The sequence below is a fragment of the Cupriavidus sp. F041 genome, assembly GCF_057814235.1.
In genome coordinates this window covers 173,118-189,999 of record NZ_JBVASY010000004.1, presented here as the reverse complement: position 1 = coordinate 189,999, position 16,882 = coordinate 173,118, and the positions used below count along the sequence as shown (strand labels likewise).

11 protein-coding genes and 3 pseudogenes are annotated in these 16,882 nt (G+C 64.2%); 4 read left to right on the top strand and 10 right to left on the bottom strand.

All coding sequences use genetic code 11. The annotated features are described in order from the left end of the window. Positions 1-2 precede the first annotated feature (2 nt). The 3 genes from ACZY0R_RS42060 to ACZY0R_RS42050 all read right to left on the bottom strand — a co-directional run bounded on the left by ACZY0R_RS42060 (position 3) and on the right by ACZY0R_RS42050 (position 1,281). Positions 3-320, bottom strand: a complete 318-nt coding sequence (locus tag ACZY0R_RS42060) for a hypothetical protein (RefSeq protein ID WP_488867599.1) — start codon at positions 318-320, stop codon at positions 3-5. Positions 321-393: 73 nt separating this feature from the next. Continuing rightward, positions 394-654 carry a hypothetical protein gene (locus ACZY0R_RS42055; protein WP_488867597.1) on the bottom strand — a complete coding sequence of 87 codons (261 nt, stop codon included), beginning with the start codon at positions 652-654 and terminating at the stop codon, positions 394-396. 390 nt (positions 655-1,044) lie between these two features. Next, positions 1,045-1,281, bottom strand: a complete 237-nt coding sequence (locus ACZY0R_RS42050; protein WP_488867596.1) for a hypothetical protein — start codon at positions 1,279-1,281, stop codon at positions 1,045-1,047. Positions 1,282-1,348: 67 nt separating this feature from the next. Here ACZY0R_RS42050 and ACZY0R_RS42045 point away from each other — a divergent pair, with 67 nt between their 5' ends. Together ACZY0R_RS42045 and ACZY0R_RS42040 are read left to right on the top strand one after the other, a co-directional pair. Then, entirely contained in the window at positions 1,349-1,804 is a 456-nt protein-coding gene (locus tag ACZY0R_RS42045) for a hypothetical protein (RefSeq protein WP_488867594.1), read from the top strand. Between the two features lie 2,292 nt (positions 1,805-4,096). Further along, positions 4,097-4,273 carry a DUF3606 domain-containing protein gene (locus ACZY0R_RS42040; protein ID WP_488867592.1) on the top strand — a complete coding sequence of 59 codons (177 nt, stop codon included), beginning with the start codon at positions 4,097-4,099 and terminating at the stop codon, positions 4,271-4,273. Positions 4,274-4,405: 132 nt separating this feature from the next. On the opposite strand, the pseudogene ACZY0R_RS42035 reads toward ACZY0R_RS42040, so the two are convergent. The 5 genes and pseudogenes from ACZY0R_RS42035 to ACZY0R_RS42015 all read right to left on the bottom strand — a co-directional run. Next, positions 4,406-4,612 (bottom strand): annotated as a pseudogene (locus tag ACZY0R_RS42035) (IS6 family transposase); the annotation flags it as partial. A gap of 15 nt (positions 4,613-4,627) precedes the next feature. After that, positions 4,628-4,762, bottom strand: coding sequence for a hypothetical protein (locus tag ACZY0R_RS42030; RefSeq protein WP_488867590.1), 135 nt, complete (start codon positions 4,760-4,762; stop codon positions 4,628-4,630). A 646-nt stretch (positions 4,763-5,408) separates the two neighbouring features. Next, positions 5,409-14,001 (bottom strand): annotated as a pseudogene (locus tag ACZY0R_RS42025) (GH36-type glycosyl hydrolase domain-containing protein). Positions 14,002-14,026: 25 nt separating this feature from the next. Continuing rightward, a complete protein-coding gene (locus tag ACZY0R_RS42020) occupies positions 14,027-14,368 on the bottom strand; it encodes a CsbD family protein (RefSeq protein WP_488867588.1) in 342 nt (113 codons plus the stop codon). A 104-nt stretch (positions 14,369-14,472) separates the two neighbouring features. Beyond that, on the bottom strand, positions 14,473-14,628 hold the full coding sequence (locus ACZY0R_RS42015; protein WP_420992445.1) for a DUF3309 family protein: 156 nt from the start codon (positions 14,626-14,628) through the stop codon (positions 14,473-14,475). Between the two features lie 703 nt (positions 14,629-15,331). On the opposite strand from ACZY0R_RS42015, the pseudogene ACZY0R_RS42010 reads away from it, so the two are divergent. Beyond that, positions 15,332-15,688, top strand: a pseudogene (locus tag ACZY0R_RS42010) (Crp/Fnr family transcriptional regulator); the annotation flags it as partial. Positions 15,689-15,893: 205 nt separating this feature from the next. After that, positions 15,894-16,052: a PIN-like domain-containing protein gene (locus ACZY0R_RS42005; RefSeq protein WP_488867586.1), complete on the top strand. Its 159-nt coding sequence runs from the start codon at positions 15,894-15,896 to the stop codon at positions 16,050-16,052. Positions 16,053-16,143: 91 nt separating this feature from the next. Here ACZY0R_RS42005 and ACZY0R_RS42000 read toward each other — a convergent pair whose 3' ends face one another. Continuing rightward, entirely contained in the window at positions 16,144-16,506 is a 363-nt protein-coding gene (locus ACZY0R_RS42000) for a hypothetical protein (protein WP_488867583.1), read from the bottom strand. Beyond that, positions 16,466-16,867 (bottom strand): AAA family ATPase, encoded by a 402-nt coding sequence (locus ACZY0R_RS41995; RefSeq protein ID WP_488867581.1) that lies wholly within the window; start codon positions 16,865-16,867, stop codon positions 16,466-16,468. Before ACZY0R_RS41995 ends, ACZY0R_RS42000 begins: the two co-directional genes overlap by 41 nt. Positions 16,868-16,882 lie beyond the last annotated feature (15 nt).

The window sequence follows — 16,882 nt, the reverse complement described above, 5'->3', positions numbered from 1 at the left end:
GGCTATTTGCCGGATAACAAGCCGACCACTGTCACAAATGCGGAAACGATAGCTATCCCGAGGGCCCATTTGGAAATGCGGAGCGCCTGTCGCGCACTCTCGGCTTGGTTCAGCGCTGCTCCCGCCGCCTGTTCCGTCGCCAGAATCGCTCGTTCCTCGCGTATCCCCGCTCGCTGGCCGTCGATCCTATCGAGATACACCCGGGCATTCTCTAAACGCCCGTTGCCGAACGTGTGGTGCTCTACGTTCTGCCGGAATTCGGCCTCACTGTGTTTAGCAATCCAATCAAGTATTTCGTCATCGCTTTCGAAGTTCGCCATGGCTTGCCCCCCGTCGTCCCGGAGGATCGTAGCATGCGAAGGAAGCGAGGCGGACGGGGATGGCGGGGTGAGATCAACCAAGCGCAAGAAGCACGTCGATCGCTCGCTTGCCGTAGTGCAATGCGGCCTGCTCGGCAGCTGCCTTGGTGAAGTAATCGCTATGGTCCGACGCGGGGCCGTAGATGGCGTCGTCATCAGGCTCGGCTGTGTATCGGATTTCGACTACATACCCCCATTTCTGGCCAGGCGGCGGCCTGGCGCCTGGGATGCCAACAATCCAGAAGGTCATGACATGGACGTACATCCCACGGTATTCCTCGGATACCCATGCCATGCGCTCGCCCAAGGTCGCCTCCCTGGTTGGTTTCGCAGAATTCTAGCGAATGAGGGGGGCGGGGTGAGTTCAACTGCCCGCCGGAACGTAAAACAACGACTGGCAGTTCGGGCACTTAACAGGCTCTTCGCCATCGTCCTCTGGGAGCGACTTAAGAGCATGCGTCTCGTTCTTGTCCAGGAAACAAACCGGACACGTAAACCCGCTGTGTGGTCCAAGAGCTTGCCAGTGCTGCTCAAACCGCCTTATTTCCTCTTCCGGGCGCCCCTCATCTCTGAGCGATGCAACGAGCACCTTATACAGGGCAGCATTCCGCATGGCAGTCCCCCATCGTTTCCGAGGATCGTAGCATGCGATGGAAGAAAGCCGGATGTGGCTCGCAGCATGAGCCTATTCCTCGACGCCAAGAATAACGTCCACCGCGGCCCTGCCTGCTACTTCGGCGACGAGATGTGCCCAGCGGCGCGAGAACGGACCGCCGTGAACTTTGATTCGCTTGCCGAGTGCTGCGGCGCCCGGCGGCTTCATCGGACCTTCGATCTGGAACCAGACATCGAACATGTCCTCGGAGGTGTTAACCAGATCAGCATTGATCGCGAACCCACGGTATTCGGTAAGGCGATTCATGACCATCTCCCAAGGCTGACAAGGATCCTAGCATGACCAAAGAGCGTCCACTCCTCTTTAGACGTCAATGGTGCGCGCCATCCTGGACGGCCGGAAGACGCAGACGCGTCGGATCGTCAAGGCGGACAACCTGGCGTGGCATGGCGCCGACGGCGTCGAGTTGTGGACCGGCTTCATGGGCTGGCAGCCGGCCGAGACCATTTTCGCTGACCAGTCGCTGTCGACGAACCGGGAAACCCGGTGCCCGTATGGCCCACCAGGTGACCGCCTGTACGTCGGCGAGACGTTCTATGCCTGGGGTCGTTGGGAGACACGGTTCTCGGCCACGAAGGGCCATGATGAGTGGCACTTCGTCAACATGACGCTCGATGCTGGCCGGGAATATCGATACGCCGCCACGAGAGCAGCGCCCCTGCGCGCGCGATGGGTCACGTGCGTTGATGGAAACGACCGGCCATCCACATGCCGCGCGCGGCCTCGCGCATCCTGCTGGGCGTGGCCGGCATGCGCGTCGAGCAGCTGAACAACTGCACCGAAGCCGATGCGATTGCCGAGGGCTTGCTTCCGCATGGCGATGGCTGCGCGAGGGGCTGGCAACCTTGGGCCAACGCGTCGATTCACTCGACTGCCGTATCCGCCTACAGAACGCTGTTGGACAGCATCAATGGGACAGGCGCGTGGGGAGCGAACCCGTGGGAGCGGGTGGCCGAGTTCATGAGGACTTCACCATGATAGGACTACAACCCGATCGTGCCGTCGTCGATGTTCGTTTTGATGCATCGCTCCGCTCCCCTTGTCGCGGCGCCGAGGTCATCAAAGCCGTCTGGATGCCAGTGGGCCTCCCGTGAGTCGAACACGGCACCAACGGATTATGGGTCGGAGATCACGAGAAATCAGGGGCAATAGAGGTACAAAAAGCGCAATTGAATCAGGCACTTAGAAATCTCCATGACTCTCTGTTTTTCTTGCCTTCTCCCGATGAGTGTCCCACCAGTGTCCCATCTGCGCTACCCGCGCCGAATCGCGATGGTTGGACCCGCCGCGGGCCAATGCCGCGCTGTTGATCGCCATGCGACATGCAAAACATGCGTCACAATGAGACAATATTGTCCCATTTTTCTGGGGGGCAAAAAAAGACGCCATTTTTTGGCGCCTCGAACTTGGGTCTCACCCCAAACTACCGGTAATCTAGGCCTCGCAGCCACCGTTTTAGCCCGTTTCCAGCCGCCGTTCGGCAAACTGGCTCGGCCCGCAGCCCGCGGTGCATTCAGGTTTCGTCGTTCCGGTCTTTGCCGCGCGAAATCCGCGCCGGCTGGCCGGCTGCAACCATCCTTGCTCTCCTTGTCATGACCTGGTCGACGCCGCCGCACTGCGTCCGCTCTCGCCCAAGTCGAATCGGTTCGCCCGAACCAGGTCGGACTGCGCAGTCTGGCCCGGTTCGGACTGGCTTGCCACTTATGTGGAAGCCGATCACGCCGTCCACTCCCCAATCTCAGTGAGGCTGAGGATGGTACGCGCCCTATCACCGCGCGCACCGAGACGGTGGATTTTCAGTATAGCCCTCGGGCGCCGCCCCACCAAGGCGGCTGGCCCGACTGCCGGCCGCGTGGCTCGCCTTGGTCCGTGAGAGTTGTTGGAGCAGCCATGCTATGCCGCTGGGAGCTATTCGAGTGGTTTAGGCTAACGACCAGATTAGACACAAGACGGAACTAGAGGGATGGCGAAACCCCCGCCGGGATTGGGTGTGCGGCAAATTCTCGACAATGAATCGAGTGAGACGCATCCGTCTAGCGGGAGTGGGATGCAGTCCACTTGGGCACGGCTGCATAGCTTTGAGGGGTAAGGGTTAGCCTGCGGCAGGAGCCCAGGCATCTCCTGGCGCGTATTTCGACCGTCTCCGTAAAATATCCGAGACGGTCATCGGTAAACTCGGCAACCAGCGCGCTCGATTCCCCGCCTGTCCCGCTCTTCGGCAATGCTATCTCGTGCGATTGCTTCGGCCGCCCCGAACACTACGCATTGCCTAGAATTGAGTTCCCCCAGCATATGACGGCGCAGGCCATCGGGAACCGCGTTGCCTTTGAGATCTCGCGTACCTTTGGGCGCCCTGCCGACATAGTGGACAAAGCGCGCGAGGCCAGCGTGGATCTCCCATCTCCGCTCAGGGCCGAATCCAGGCTTCCTTGATTACCGCCTCAGCACTTTCGCGCCTCCATTCCTGCAACTTGTCGAAGTCATCCACGCGAAAATACCCGTCTAGCAGATCTTGCGGGTCCATCAGATGCAACAGATTGTGCCGAGTAACGAATAGCTCGTTCTGGAGGTCGTCGATCTTCCTCTGGAGTTCCCCAATTTGCGACGGGGCTCGGTACGTTGGTGCGGTTGGTGACTTTACTTTCGGCGGCATGATGGCAACATCCGGATAGTTGCGGCGCCAAGCGATAGCCGCCGCTGGCCATGTTACGGCGGCCAGGTGCCACCAGGAACTATCGGTGACGCCCAACTGTGGATTCAACCGTGGAACCGGTGAATTCTCACTATTCCGCCACAGAACACGGAGCGTCGCAGGGCGCCCATACTGCTGACTAATCTCGGACGGGGTGATCCAGATCCACAGTTCTTGCTGACTCTCCCTCCCGGCGCTGAGTAGGCTGACTCGCCACTCTCAGAACTTTCGACGGTCATTCCCCTTGGAGTGAAAGCAGAGCGCGGCTCAGCTCGCGGCTTGGGTGCCCTCCGCTCGTGGGGTGAACAGTCACTGGCTTTTGCCCGATGATCCAGGTGCCACCCGGCAAACCATAATGGAGAGAGAGACATGACAGACAACCTGCATCTGCGCGGCCCTGCGGACAAATCTCGCATTAACGTGAACGAGCGCTGGGAAGTGGACTACTGGACAAAGCACTTTGGCGTAACGGAAGCAAAATTGCGTGAAGCCGTGGCAAAGGTCGGCGTGATGGCCGAAGCGGTCCGCAAACACTTGGGCAAGTAAGCCGCCCGGCCTCCCAGCAAGGGGGGCCTTCTCACGCTTCACTTTGCTCGAGGAAAAGTATGCATCAGATTCTGGTATGGCGCTGTCAACTTGCCGATAACGAGACGAGGCAGTGGCACGCGGGACCACTGCTCACAAAGCAGTTGACGGATTTTGGGCCAATTCGGTGAATTCGTGCCAGGCAGCGAATCTCGCAGCGAGGTGTTTGCGATAGAGCGAAGCACGCAGCAGATGCCGTTTCAGCGCGAAGTGTTGCCGAATCGGACCGAAGCTCGACAGGAAAGCCTGCGTACGTTTGCAGTCGCGACACCCACGCATGCGTCGCTCGCGTTCTCGGGTCTTCATAGCGCCATCTTACGCGACCGAGCCGGCAACCTGACAATGCCGCAAGGAGAAATGCTGCTGGTCGCCAGCTGCAACAGGGCGGCGAAAGAATCCGTCAATCTCATGATCCATGAAATGGGCGGCGAGAGCGTCGAGGAACGGCATGAAGTCTTGCCGAGCTACCGATGGGCATGAAGCTCTGCCAGCGCAGCCTGAACGCGGCGCTTTCCTCCGCAACGCTGGAGCCCTCGGCCAACATACCGGGGGCTTTTTCCTTGGTCCCGGCCAAATCGCGCACCTCGAGTGATTCGTAGCGCCCGGCCTTTATCTACCCGCCCTGTCCCATAGCGTACGGACGCGCAGCATTCGGCGGCGCCATGATGGCTAGTCACGATGGTGACGCCCCGTCATGGAACACCGCTGCCTTGCAATGGCGGACGGTACCGCCGATACGGCCCGGTCATCCGCGTGGCGCTTGGTTTCGACAGGAGCACGACATGCGAACTTCCCGCTGGCTTTGTATTGTGGCGTTTTCACTGGCGCAGATGGGGTGCCTTTGGGTACCGGGTGGAAGCGGCGGAGATGGCCACAACGACGACTACCGCCGCGGTGCGAATGACCGGTACGAGAGCGGTGCCAACCGTTCGGAATACCGCCCCGGCGATCGCGAACGAATGAGCGGTCCGGTGACGAGAGGACGCGGGAATCCGGAATGAGGAATGGATGGATGCAATAGGTAATCAGCAATGGCAACAAGCCAAGCCGCGGCGGCCGCCCGCCTCCGCCGCTCCGGGAGCAATAGCGCCGGCTCCTATGTCGCCGCGGGCGCAAGGCATAGTAGCAGCGTGTGCCGGCCGTCATCCAGCGGCACGCGCACCCCGCCGGACGCAACGGCGTAAGGCAGGCCATCGAGGAGCGCATGCGTGCCGGCCGCCGTGCCTGCTGTGCCAATCGCTGCCTGGACCCGGATCGCGTAGTGGCAGGCGCCCAGGCGTACCGTTGCCTCGAATCCCGGCCACGTGGCCGGGATGGTGGGGGCGACGATCAGCCAGGCCCCTTCCCGGCGAATGCCAAGAATGCCCTCCACGCCCGCGCGATACATCCATCCGGCCGCGCCGGTGTACCAGGTCCACCCGCCCCGCCCGATATGGGGCGCCACCGAATAGACGTCGGCCGCAACCACGTAGGGCTCCACCTTGTAGCGCTCGACGGCAGCGGCCGTCCTGGCGTGATTGATCGGGTTCAGCATCGCAAACAGCTCGGCGGCTTTTGCACCCTCGCCGAGCCTGGCGAACGCAAGCGCGGACCACATCGCCGCATGGCTGTACTGGCCGCCGTTCTCCCGTACGCCCGGCGGGTAGGCTTCGATGTAGCCGGGGTCAGGCCCCGTCAGGGCGAAGGGCGGTGAAAAGAGCAGTGCCAGTCCATCCTGGCGGCGCCACAGGTGCTGCTCCACCGACGCCATGGCAGCTGCCGCGCGCGCGGGATCGCTGGCGCCGGACAACACCGCCCACGACTGCGTAATGGCATCGATCCGGCAAGCCGCGCTGGCCTTCGAACCCAGCCAGCTTCCATCATCGAAGGTGGCGCGGCGGTACCAGCCGCCGTCCCAGCCATGCCGCTCCAGCGCTTCGTCAAGCCATACAGCGCGTGCGCGCCAGCCAGTGGCGCGGGCGGGGTCGCGCGCCTCGGCCATCGGCGCGAACAGCGAGAGGGTACGCAGCAGCAGCCAGCCCAGCCATACGCTCTCGCCTTTGCCGGCCATCCCGACCCGGTTCATGCCGTCGTTCCAGTCGCCGCCGCCGATCAGCGGGAGCCCGTGCTGCCCCGTGAGCGCCAGGCACCGGTCGAGCCCGCGCGCGCAATGCTCGAACAGCGAAGCCGACGCCTCCCCGATCATCGGCTGGAAGAACGCGTCGTGCTCATCGGCCTGCAGCAGCGGGCCATCGAGGAACGGCACGCGCTCGTCGAGCACGGCGGCATCGCCAGAGGCGACGATATAGCTCGCCGCCGCGAAGGCGAGCCAGACGCAGTCGTCGGAGATCCGGGTCCGCACGCCCTGCCCGCTATGCGGCAACCACCAATGCTGGACATCGCCTTCGGGGAACTGGCGCGCCGCGGCGCACAGCAGATGGCGCCGTGTCGCGGCGGGCCTGGCGAATGTGAGCGCCATGGTGTCCTGCAACTGATCGCGAAAGCCATAGGCACCGCTGGCCTGGTAGAACGCGGAGCGCGCCCAGATGCGGCAGGCAAGCGTCTGGTACAGCAGCCAGCCATTGAGCATGATGTCCATGGACCGGTCAGGCGTACTGACCTGTACCGCGCCGAGCAAGCCATCCCAGTGCCCCGTCACGGCATCGAGAACGGCGTCGAGGTCGGCCGCGCGATAGCGGGCCACCAGGGCGCTCGCTTCGTCGGCCGAGCCGCACTGCCCCAGGAATGCCACGATTTCCACCGTCTCGCCGGCGGCAAGCTCCACCAGGCACTGCAATGCCGTGCAAGGATCGAGCCCCGCGCCGACGGCACCGGACAACGGCATCGCGCCGAGCAGGGCCGCCGGCGCGGCCGCCGCGCCGTGGCGGCCAAGGAACTCCGTGCGGTCGCCGGTCCAGGCCACCTGCCTGCCGCCGAGATCGGCGAAGGCCACCCGGCCGGGGAACGCCGTGCTCCAGGGATTGCGGGCCAGCATGGCGCCGGTGGCGGCATCGATCGAGGTGGCAATGAACGGTGCCGAGGCGCCGCGGGCGGTGCCTAGCACCCATTCAGCGAACGCCGTGACGGAAAGACGGCGGCGACCCGGCGACAGGTTGCGCAGCGTGAGGCGGGAGATCTTGATCGGGTCTTCCATTGGCACGTACTGCAGCAATTCCGCCGCGATACCGTTGGCCTCGTGCGCAAAGCGGCTGTAGCCGTGGCCATGACGGGCCGTGTAGCCGCCGCCGTCGCGCACCGGCCGTGCCGTTGGCGTCCAGAGATCCCGCGTGTCTTCGTCGCGGATATAGGTCGCCTCCCCGGCCGGGTCCAGCACCGGATCGTTGGACCAGGGCGTCAACTGGTTCTCCCGGCTGTTCTCCGCCCAGGTATAGCCGCTGCCCAGCGCGGAGACCTGGAAGCCGAAGCCCGGATTGGCAATCACATTGAGCCACGGCGCCGGCGTCGAGGCCTCGCCGGCGAGTTCGATCACATACTCCCGCCCGTCCTTGTCGAAACCGCCAAGCCCGTTGAAGAACTCCAGCGGAGCCGTGGCCGGCCCACGCGCACCGGCGACCGATGGGACGAAACCGGGCCAGGCCGCCCGGCGCGCGAACCGCTTGCGGCGGTCCGGCGCGGTGCGGACCGGCGGCTGGGGCAGGCGGGCAAGCTGCTCGGCGATGGACCCGCGGCGTGCGACCAGCGCAACGCGGGCGACCGACTGGAGCAGCGCGCTCTTCGATCCGCATCAGGTCGGCACGCAAGGTGTAGACCGAGCCCCGTCCAAGCTCTTCGCCAAGGCGGGGGCGCGAATGGCTACTGCGCACCGCCGTCTCGATCGCGATCTGCAGATCCTGCGCGTACGAGGCAGCGCGCTCGTTGACGATGACCAGGTCGACGCCAAGCCGCTTCAGCCGCCAGTACTCGTGGGCTCGCAGCAGCTGGCTGACCTGGGCCATGTCCTCGATATCGTCAATGCGCAGCAGCACGATGGGCAAATCGCCGGAGATGGCGTACGGCCAGAGCCCGGACTGCGGGCCGGCGCCACGCAGGACGGCGTCCGGCGGGCTTCTGAAACGGGCATCCGCATAGAGGATCGGTGCTGCCAGGCGCTGGAAATCCGCCGCTTCATCGGCCTTGGCATCGAGATAGCGCAACTGCACCTGGGCCTGCGTCCACGCCAAGGTCTTGGCCCGTTCGAAGGCGCTGCGGTCGCGATGCTTGTCGATCAGCACCAGCAATTCGCCTCGCGAGGGCGCCACCAGGGTCCAGAACGCAACCCGGGCGACACCGCCCGGCGCAACGCGCACGCGCTGCCTGAGCGAGAAAATCGCGTCGAGCACAACCCCGGTGGTGTTCGATAGCGGCTGCCCGCGCCGCACGCCGCTGGGTACTCCGCCCGCAGCGCCGCGCCAGAGAAAGCGCGCACGATCGGTTTCATGCTGGAGATCCGAAATCACATCGCCTTCGGCCACCGTGAAATGCGCCGCCCATATATGCGGCTCCGAGGCGGAGCGAGGGCGGCGCGTGGCAATGAGCGCGCCGGACTCGGCCAGGTACTCGGTCTCGATAAACAGCTTGGAGAAGGCGGGGTGCGCATCGTCGGCGGCCGGCGTGGCCAGGACCAGTTCCGCGTAGGAGGTCAGTTCGATCTCGCGCGAGCGGCGGCCGCTGTTGGCCAGCGACACGCGCCGCACTTCCCCGTCATCCTCGCCGGATACCAGCACATCGAGGGTAGTGGTCAGGCTGCCATCGTGGCGGACGAACTCAGCGTGGTCCTCCGCGAAGACGACATCGCTACCTGCGTCGTCATCGTTCGGATCGTCTTCCCCGAGCCTAGGGCCGGCAGACCATACCTTGGCGCTTTGCGTGTCCCGCAGGAACACAAAGGAGCCGGCATCATCGCGTGTCGCGTCCTCTCTCCACCGGGTCACGGCAAGGTCGCGCCAGCGGCTATAGCCCGCTCCGGCGGCAGTCAGCATCACGGCGTAGCGGCCGTTCGACAGCAGATGCGTGACCACGGCGCCGGCTGTCACACCCGAGTACCGGCGCACGGTTGAGTCCTCGTGATTCGCCTCGACCCTGGACGCCTTCACCTCTTCGGCCCGCGGGTGGGAGATAGCGACATTGCGCGGCATGCGCTCCTGGAGCAGGAGTTCGGTGGCCTGGATCATCGGTTCGCGATGAAAGCGATCGCGCATCTGCCCGGCATGGAGCGTGTTGGCGATCGCGACGATGGTCATGCCCTGGTGATGCGCCATGTAGCTGCGGATGATCGCGAAATCTTCGTCGTCCGGCAGGCGGGACCGCGTGAAATCGAGCGCTTCGTAGAAGCCGTGCCGCCCCTTGGCCCCCATGCCGGCAAGCCGGATATAGTTGCGCTGCGCGCCCTGCGGATCCACCATGGCGGCAAGCGCGGTGGCATAAGGGGCGATGACGACGTTGTCGGAGAGGCCGCGTTTCAGGCCAAGCCCCGGCACACCGAAGTTGGAGTACTGGTAAGTGAACTCCATATCCCTTGCGTTGTAGGCGGACTCGGACACGCCCCACGGAACGCCCCGCAGCCGGCCGTAAGCCTGCTGGCGTTCCACCACCAGGCGATTGGTCTGCTCGAGCAGGCTGCCGGCGGGCGCGCGCATCACCAGCGACGGCATCAGGTACTCGAACATCGACCCGGACCAGGAGATCAGCGCCGAGCCGTTACCGAGCGGCGTGGCGGTGCGGCCGAGGTGGAACCAGTGGCGCGTTGCCACATCCCCCTTGGCGATGGCGAAGAGGCTGGCCAGCCGCGCTTCCGACGCGAGCAGGTCATAGCAGCTCACATCGAGGCGGTTGTCCTCCTGCGAATAGCCGATCGACAGCAATTTGCGTTCTTCGTCGAACAGAAACCCGAAATCCATCGCCAGGGCCATCTCGCGTGCCTCGGTGGCCAGCGCGTTCAGGCGGGCCGCGAGCGCGCCGGGTGCGGTCGCGATCTGAAGCTGGTCCTGTTCATGCTCGGCCACGGTCCTACGCAGCGCCTCGACCCAGAATGCGAGGTCCTCCAGTGCCGCCCGGCTGTCGCCGCCCGCCGCCGGTTGTATCTTGCCGGCCATCCCGGTGGCGTCCTCGGTCAGGCGTTTGAGCGCGGGCGACAGCGTGGCCATGGGCTCCGCGCCGTCCAGCCGGGATGCGATCTCTTCGATCAGCTGGCCAAGGGCACCACCCCGCTCGCCGCCGGACGTGGCCAGGCTGAAAAGGGCTTCGCGTGCCAGCCTGACCGTGTCCACCATGCCGAGCCGGGCATCCGGCGCGGCCGGCGTATCGGTCCACTCCTCGCACGCATTGGCCAACGCGATCAGGTGGCCGGCAAGGTTGCCGCTGTCCACCGACGAGACGTAAGCCGGCGTCAGCGCGCGCAGGTCCTGGGTGTCATACCAGTTGTAGAAATGGCCTTTGCAGCGCTCCAGCTTGCGCATGGCGGCGAACGCCGCCTCCAGCCGCTCGACGGTCGCCGCCGTTGCGCTCCAGCCAAAATCGCGCGCGGCAACGGCGGAGAGCAGATAGAGGCCAATATTGGTGGGCGACGTGCGGCGCGCGACCACCGGCCGCGGGCGCTCCTGGAAATTGTCGGGCGGCAGCATATTGTCCGCCAGCGTGACAAAGGTCTCGAAATATCGCCAGGTACGGCGCGCTGTCAGGCGCAGATCGTTCGTGTCCGGCGCGGTCACGAGCAGGCGCCGCGCGACCTTCGGGGCGCGGCTGGCTAGCATGGCAAGCGCCGGCGCCATCAGCCAGAGCAGCCCGAATGGCAGCGCAAGCGGCCAGGACGGTTGCGCAAACGCCAGCGCGCCCGACACCATAACCAGTGTCAGCGATACGCCGCCCGCCATCTTCCGGTAGAAGCCGGCAAGATCCAGCCGCGGACTGCTCAGCGCCTGCGCGGCCGTGGTCCACTCAAGCAGGTGGCGCCGCGTGAAGTGCAGCCTTACCAGGGTTCTCACGATGGCGTCGGCCATCCGCCAGGCCTGGTCCGGCAGGAAGGCCAGCGTCAGCAATACCTGCGTGGCGGCGACGTGTAGGTCGGTCGCCAGCATCCGGAGGTGGTTGCGCAACTGGAAGCCCGCACGATGGGGAATCAGCGAAAACAGGCCTGGCAAAAACGCCGGGAACGCAATGGCGGCAAGCAACAGCGCTGTGCATGCGATGCCGGTTGCCAGCGGCAGCAGCCAGCACAGGCCAAATGCCAGCAGCAGGAACGGCGCCAGGAGCGCGCGCCGCAGGTTGTCCAGCATCTTCCAGCGGCCGAGCAGCGGCACCGCCTCGCTGCCGGTGCGGCCCTTGAAGATCCAGCCGAGCAGTTGCCAGTCACCGCGCGTCCAGCGATGCTGGCGCTTGGCGGCGACATCGTAGCGCGACGGAAAATCCTCGACGACCTCGACATCCGAGGCCAGGCCTGCGCGCGCGAACATGCCTTCGAACAGATCATGGCTGAGCACCGCGTTGTGCGGAATGCGGCCGTGCAGCGCGCGCTCGAAGGCATCGATGTCATAGATGCCCTTGCCCGTATAGGAACCCTCCCCGAACAGGTCCTGGTAGACGTCGGACGCGGCCGCCGCATAGGGATCGATCCCGCCGGGCGCCGAGAAGATCCGCTGGAAGAACGATCCCTCGCTGCCGACCGGAAGCGAGGGCGTCACGCGCGGCTGAAGGATGGCATAGCCGCCGACGACGCGTTGCAGCGCCTCGTCGAAGCGGGGCCGGTTCAGCGGATGGGCCATCTTGCCGATCAGCCGGAGGGCCGCGTCGCGCGGCAATCGCGTGTCCGCGTCGAGCGTGATGACGTATCGCACGTCAGCGGGTACCGGCGGCGGCCCGCCGCCGGCGCCGACATAGCTGGTGTCGGTGGCGCCGCGCAGCAGCCGGTTGAGCTCATGGAGCTTGCCGCGCTTGCGCTCCCAGCCCATCCATATCTTTTCGCTGGCGTTATAGACGCGGCGCCGATGCAGCAGCAGGAAGCGGTTGCCGGCCGGGCCTGGCCCGTGGCGGCGATTCAGCTCATCGATGACCTCTTCGGCCATCGCCAGCAGCGCGGCATCGGCCGCCACCACTTCCTGGTCCGCATCGACGCCGTCGGTCAGCAGGGCGAAGGTCAGGTCACCGCCCGCGCCGGCAAGGTGGTGCACCTCCAGGCGCTCGATCTGCTCGCGCAGACTGGCTTCGCTGGCCAGCAGCGTCGGGACGGCGACGAGCGTGCGCAACGATTGCGGAACGCCGGCCATGAGTTCGAGACCGGGCAGGATAGAAGCGCCGAAGCTCCAGGCAATCACGCGGTTGACCAGCGTGGTGGCCACCTCGGTGGCGGGTACGAAGCAGATCGCGCCGATCAGTACCCGCCACGCGCCTGCGAGCCCGGGATCAGAAACCCAGGCCAGCATCAAGAGCAAGCCGGCAAGCATACCGGCGGTGGTGAGCAGGATCGCCCCCACATAGCCGCCGATGCCGAAGCCGATATTGATGCGGCTGAGGCGAAGGCGCGGGGGGGGACGGAACCGGATCATCCGCTCGAAGGCCAGCCGCCCCTCGGCGATCAGGTGATAGCCAGGATCTCCCATGCGCTCCGCCTGCGCGGCACTGGACGTGCCCGCCGCCGCAGTACGCGCGGCCGACAGGGCGAGGTCGGCGATCTCGAGCTCCGACGACGGCGAGCCCCGCGCCAGTTGTTCGATGGCGCAGCGGTAGAGATTGCGGGTGGGAAAGTCCATCGCGGCAAACGCGCTTCCCTCCCGCAGTTGCTGGTCGACAAGGCTCACGCTCTCAAACAGTTCGGCCCAGTCGATATCGGAGATCAGGCGCATGCTGGTGATGACGTTGCGCACGGTCACGTTGGCGGCGCCTTGCCGCTGCTGTGCGCGCCGCACCACGTCGTCGATCGACGCGCCCTGCAGGCCCAGCCGCTGCTCCAGCCAGCCAAGTGTCGGCGTGATTCGCGGGTCCTGGTCCCTGAGCCGCTTCGCCAGTTGCGCGGCGAACAGCTCGGACAGAGGCAGCACCGAACGCGCGGCGATATCGGTTTCGAGCGCCGAGCCGGCACAGCCCGACATCAGCAATCGCCTTGAAAGTTCGTCCGCGTCCGCGCGCGCAGCGCGTCCGGCGGTGATCTGCTCCGCCAGTCGGCGCAGGTTCTCGACCAGGACGATGCGCAAGGTGATGGCTACCGCCCACAACTCACCGATGGTGAGCGGTTGAACACGCTGATAGGCGGCAATGAAGCGGCGCAACGTGTCCGGGTCGATGTGGCTATCGGTATGCGCCACGAAAGCCCACGCCAGCCCGAATATCCTGGGATAGCCGGCGAATGGCCCGTCGCTCAGTTTGGGCAACTGGCGATAGTATCCGGGCGGCAGGTCGTCACGGATCTCGCGGATCTGCGCCTCCACCAGATGATAGTTGTCGAGCAGCCATTCCGCGGCGGGCTCCACGCCCCTGCCGCTCTCCAGTTCCGCCGCGCTTGCCCGGTACGCTGCGAGCAGGACCACGGCATTGTCGTCGAGGCGATTGCGCAAAGGCGGTACGCGCGGCGGCGTCGGCGTGACCGGCTGCGCAGCGGCGAGGCTCTGCGCGTGCTGCTCCAGCCGTTCGACGCCGAACAACTCCTCGCGCACAGGTGCCGTGTCGTTCCATGGCGTGGCGGATGAGGAAGAATCGAACGTGCGGAGCAATGCTGAGTACATGAGCGCCTTCGTTACCTGCATTGGATCAAGAGGCGAATGCACCCTCGATCAGGATCGGCGACGGCCCCGGCGCACGGACCGCCCCGAATATTGACTGCCGTCCCCGGGGGGGGGGGACGCCGCCGCAGACGGCATCGCCGCCCGCAGGGCACCGCATCGAAGCTCGACTTCGCAGCGCGGTACGCCAATCGGCTACGGCTGCTTGCGCTAGCTCCTTCGCATCGCCGTAGGCGGCCTGCGCCTCGCCGACGATCTGTTCTGCCTTGCCTTTCAGCTCGGTCGTCTTGCGCCACATGGTCTTGCCGACGATCTCGCGCAGTTTCCCCTTCGCCTTTTCAAAGCGGCCTCTCACCTGGCTTTCGTTCATGACATTGCTCCTTGAAGAAGGCGGCTGGCCGTCTGGCCTGCCGCACGCCAGCCATCGCGCGCCCTCACTACGCCGGCTCCGCGCTCAAGCCGGGCTTCTGCCGCCTAAAAGCGGCCCGTCAGCACCAGCACGAGCACCACGATCAGCAGCACGCCCAGCACGCCGCTGGGCATATAGCCCCAGGAGCGGCTGTGCGGCCACGTCGGCATGGCGCCGAGCAGCACAAGCACAAGCACGACCAGCAATACGGTTCCTAGCATGGAACACCCCTTCCCGACCCCGCGTTTTGGCCAGGTCGCCGCTGCTGTCTCGCCAAGGGACCGGAGTCCTCGAGCCCGATACGAAGGCGGCCGCGCCACCTGGAATGGACCCGACCGATAGCGCTACCCTGCCATCGTTCCGGCTGCTTGTCGGTACGATGGCGGACATCGGCAGCGGCAGGCAAGCGGGGGGCCAAGGCAGCCAGTCCCGCGCACTTGTGCATGCCAGGGATCACCGCGCGGGCGGCGCAGAGACATGAAGATACCTGCTCCCCTGCCATTCAGCGGCCAGGGCCGGATCGCAGGCGGTGGTGCCTGGATTGCGGGATTGCCCGGGAAAAGGTGTCGATTCTGCACGACGGGCCGGGCACCATGCTTCACTATAGAGCGGAGCCGCCGAACGCATGAACCACATCAGATGCACCACAGCCGCTGGAGATGCCAGGTTCAATGGACGGATGTGGAGTGTGTCGAAGAAGAAAAATAGCCAGGAAAAAACCAACGCGCGGAAAGTGATGTGTATGCATCGGGAACCCGGTTCAGGTGTAGCATGCAGCGCGTTGTCGCCCGCTATTGTGCTCTCATTCTCCCACCTTGGTCGCCAATATTTCTAGAAACAACGCGTTTTCCATGAGGCGCAAGTCTTTGCGGATCGGGCGCTGACGCGCCAGCTATATCACTCGGCCGATTTTGGAGACGTGACATGAGTGCTTTGCATGACCCGAAGGCAAACCGGCTGCTTGCAGTGCTGCCTGAAGCAAACTGGTTGCGCATTGAACCGCACCTCGTCCTGACTGAACTGCCCTTGGGAAACGTGGTTTACGAGTCGGGCAATCAGTTAGCGCATGTGTACTTTCCCACTACGGCGATCGTATCGTTGCTCTATGTCATGGAAGGTGGCGCATCCGCGGAGATCTCCATCGTCGGCAATGAGGGCATCGTCGGTATCGCGCTGTTCATGGGCGGTGAAACCACGCCGAGCCGCGCCATCGTGCAAAGTGCGGGCTACGGATTCAAGCTGAACGCCAAGCCGCTGAAGCAGGAATTCGCGCGCGGCGGTGAGCGCCCGTTGCCGGTTTGTTGCGATCAAGAGCCAGCAGCAACAGACCATTCTGGCGCTGCACCGCAAAAAATCTATTGACGCCAAGACTGGCGTGAAGAACGACAAGCGGTTTCTACTCGATTTCGTTTACCCAGATCCCGCTGCAGCTATATCGCTCAAGCCTGCATCCATCGAGCAAATGAAGTGAGAATCAATTGTCTTCTTGGATACTAACGTGCTGCTGTTGCCCTACAGTACAGGGAAAGATAGTCTGGCTGACATATCAGTGATCTATTCAAAATTGGCTGAAGATAATAGGCTCATCGTTCCCGGTAGGGTGATGCAAGAGTTTTTGAAAAATTCGCCAGAAAAGATAAAATAGGTTTTTCAAAAGTTGTCGCGGCAGAAAAGCATCAATGTGAATGCCGAGACTTACCCATTGCTAGAAAACGTCGGGCAATATACTGAACTGGTTAAAGCTCCGCAGCCTTCAGCCCGAACAGGTTGAGATCTTCGTCAAGCGTCTGGTTGAATCCCCGGACGAAGTCGCTAAACTGATCCAGCCCGAACAACGTTGCAATCAGCTGACGCTGGTCCGCCGGAGTTCTCGCCGCGATGCGCCCGAAATCGTCGAGACGATTCTTCTCAATGAAGCAGAATCGGTAGGCGTCCTCGTTTGGCACTACTGGCCTGGTCGCGGCGTCATCGCCGACGATCGTTAGCGCTGGCGGGACGTGGCGCTCCAGCCTGACATTGTTGCAGTACACCCGATAGTCGATGCGCTTGGCCTCGGCTTCACTGATGGCCCCCAAGCATCGCCGCTTCCAGCGCTTCACAGAAACTGCTTTTCCCGGTGCCGTTCGCACCGTATATCAGCGTGGTGTCTCGACTGAGGTCGAAAGTCTCCGGCCGCATAAAGCCCCGGAACGGCCCGACGGTCAGGCCATGCAGCCGGCGAAACGCATTGGCTGCCCCCGGCGCGACGGCGACAAAAGGTGGCTCGATCGGAGTAGCCAGGAGTTCCCTGATCGCGAGCGGCGCCAATCGCGTCGACCTGGCTCTCCGGACTGCCCCGACCTGGGACAAGTGCCCGAGGTGATGCCAGACCAGATTAGCCATTCGGCGGCTATTGTCTGCCACCTGCTGCGTGGCCAGAAACGTAAGAAAACGCTGGTATTCCGCCGCGATTGGGGTCATTGATGTTATTTCGTG

Coding starts and splice junctions, on each gene's coding strand:
- ACZY0R_RS42060 (WP_488867599.1), bottom strand. CDS start 320: ATGGCGAACTTCGAAAGCGATGACGAAATACTTGATTGGATTGCTAAA.
- ACZY0R_RS42055 (WP_488867597.1), bottom strand. CDS start 654: ATGGCATGGGTATCCGAGGAATACCGTGGGATGTACGTCCATGTCATG.
- ACZY0R_RS42050 (WP_488867596.1), bottom strand. CDS start 1,281: ATGAATCGCCTTACCGAATACCGTGGGTTCGCGATCAATGCTGATCTG.
- ACZY0R_RS42045 (WP_488867594.1), top strand. CDS start 1,349: ATGGTGCGCGCCATCCTGGACGGCCGGAAGACGCAGACGCGTCGGATC.
- ACZY0R_RS42040 (WP_488867592.1), top strand. CDS start 4,097: ATGACAGACAACCTGCATCTGCGCGGCCCTGCGGACAAATCTCGCATT.
- ACZY0R_RS42030 (WP_488867590.1), bottom strand. CDS start 4,762: ATGCCGTTCCTCGACGCTCTCGCCGCCCATTTCATGGATCATGAGATT.
- ACZY0R_RS42020 (WP_488867588.1), bottom strand. CDS start 14,368: ATGAACGAAAGCCAGGTGAGAGGCCGCTTTGAAAAGGCGAAGGGGAAA.
- ACZY0R_RS42015 (WP_420992445.1), bottom strand. CDS start 14,628: ATGCTAGGAACCGTATTGCTGGTCGTGCTTGTGCTTGTGCTGCTCGGC.
- ACZY0R_RS41995 (WP_488867581.1), bottom strand. CDS start 16,867: ATGACCCCAATCGCGGCGGAATACCAGCGTTTTCTTACGTTTCTGGCC.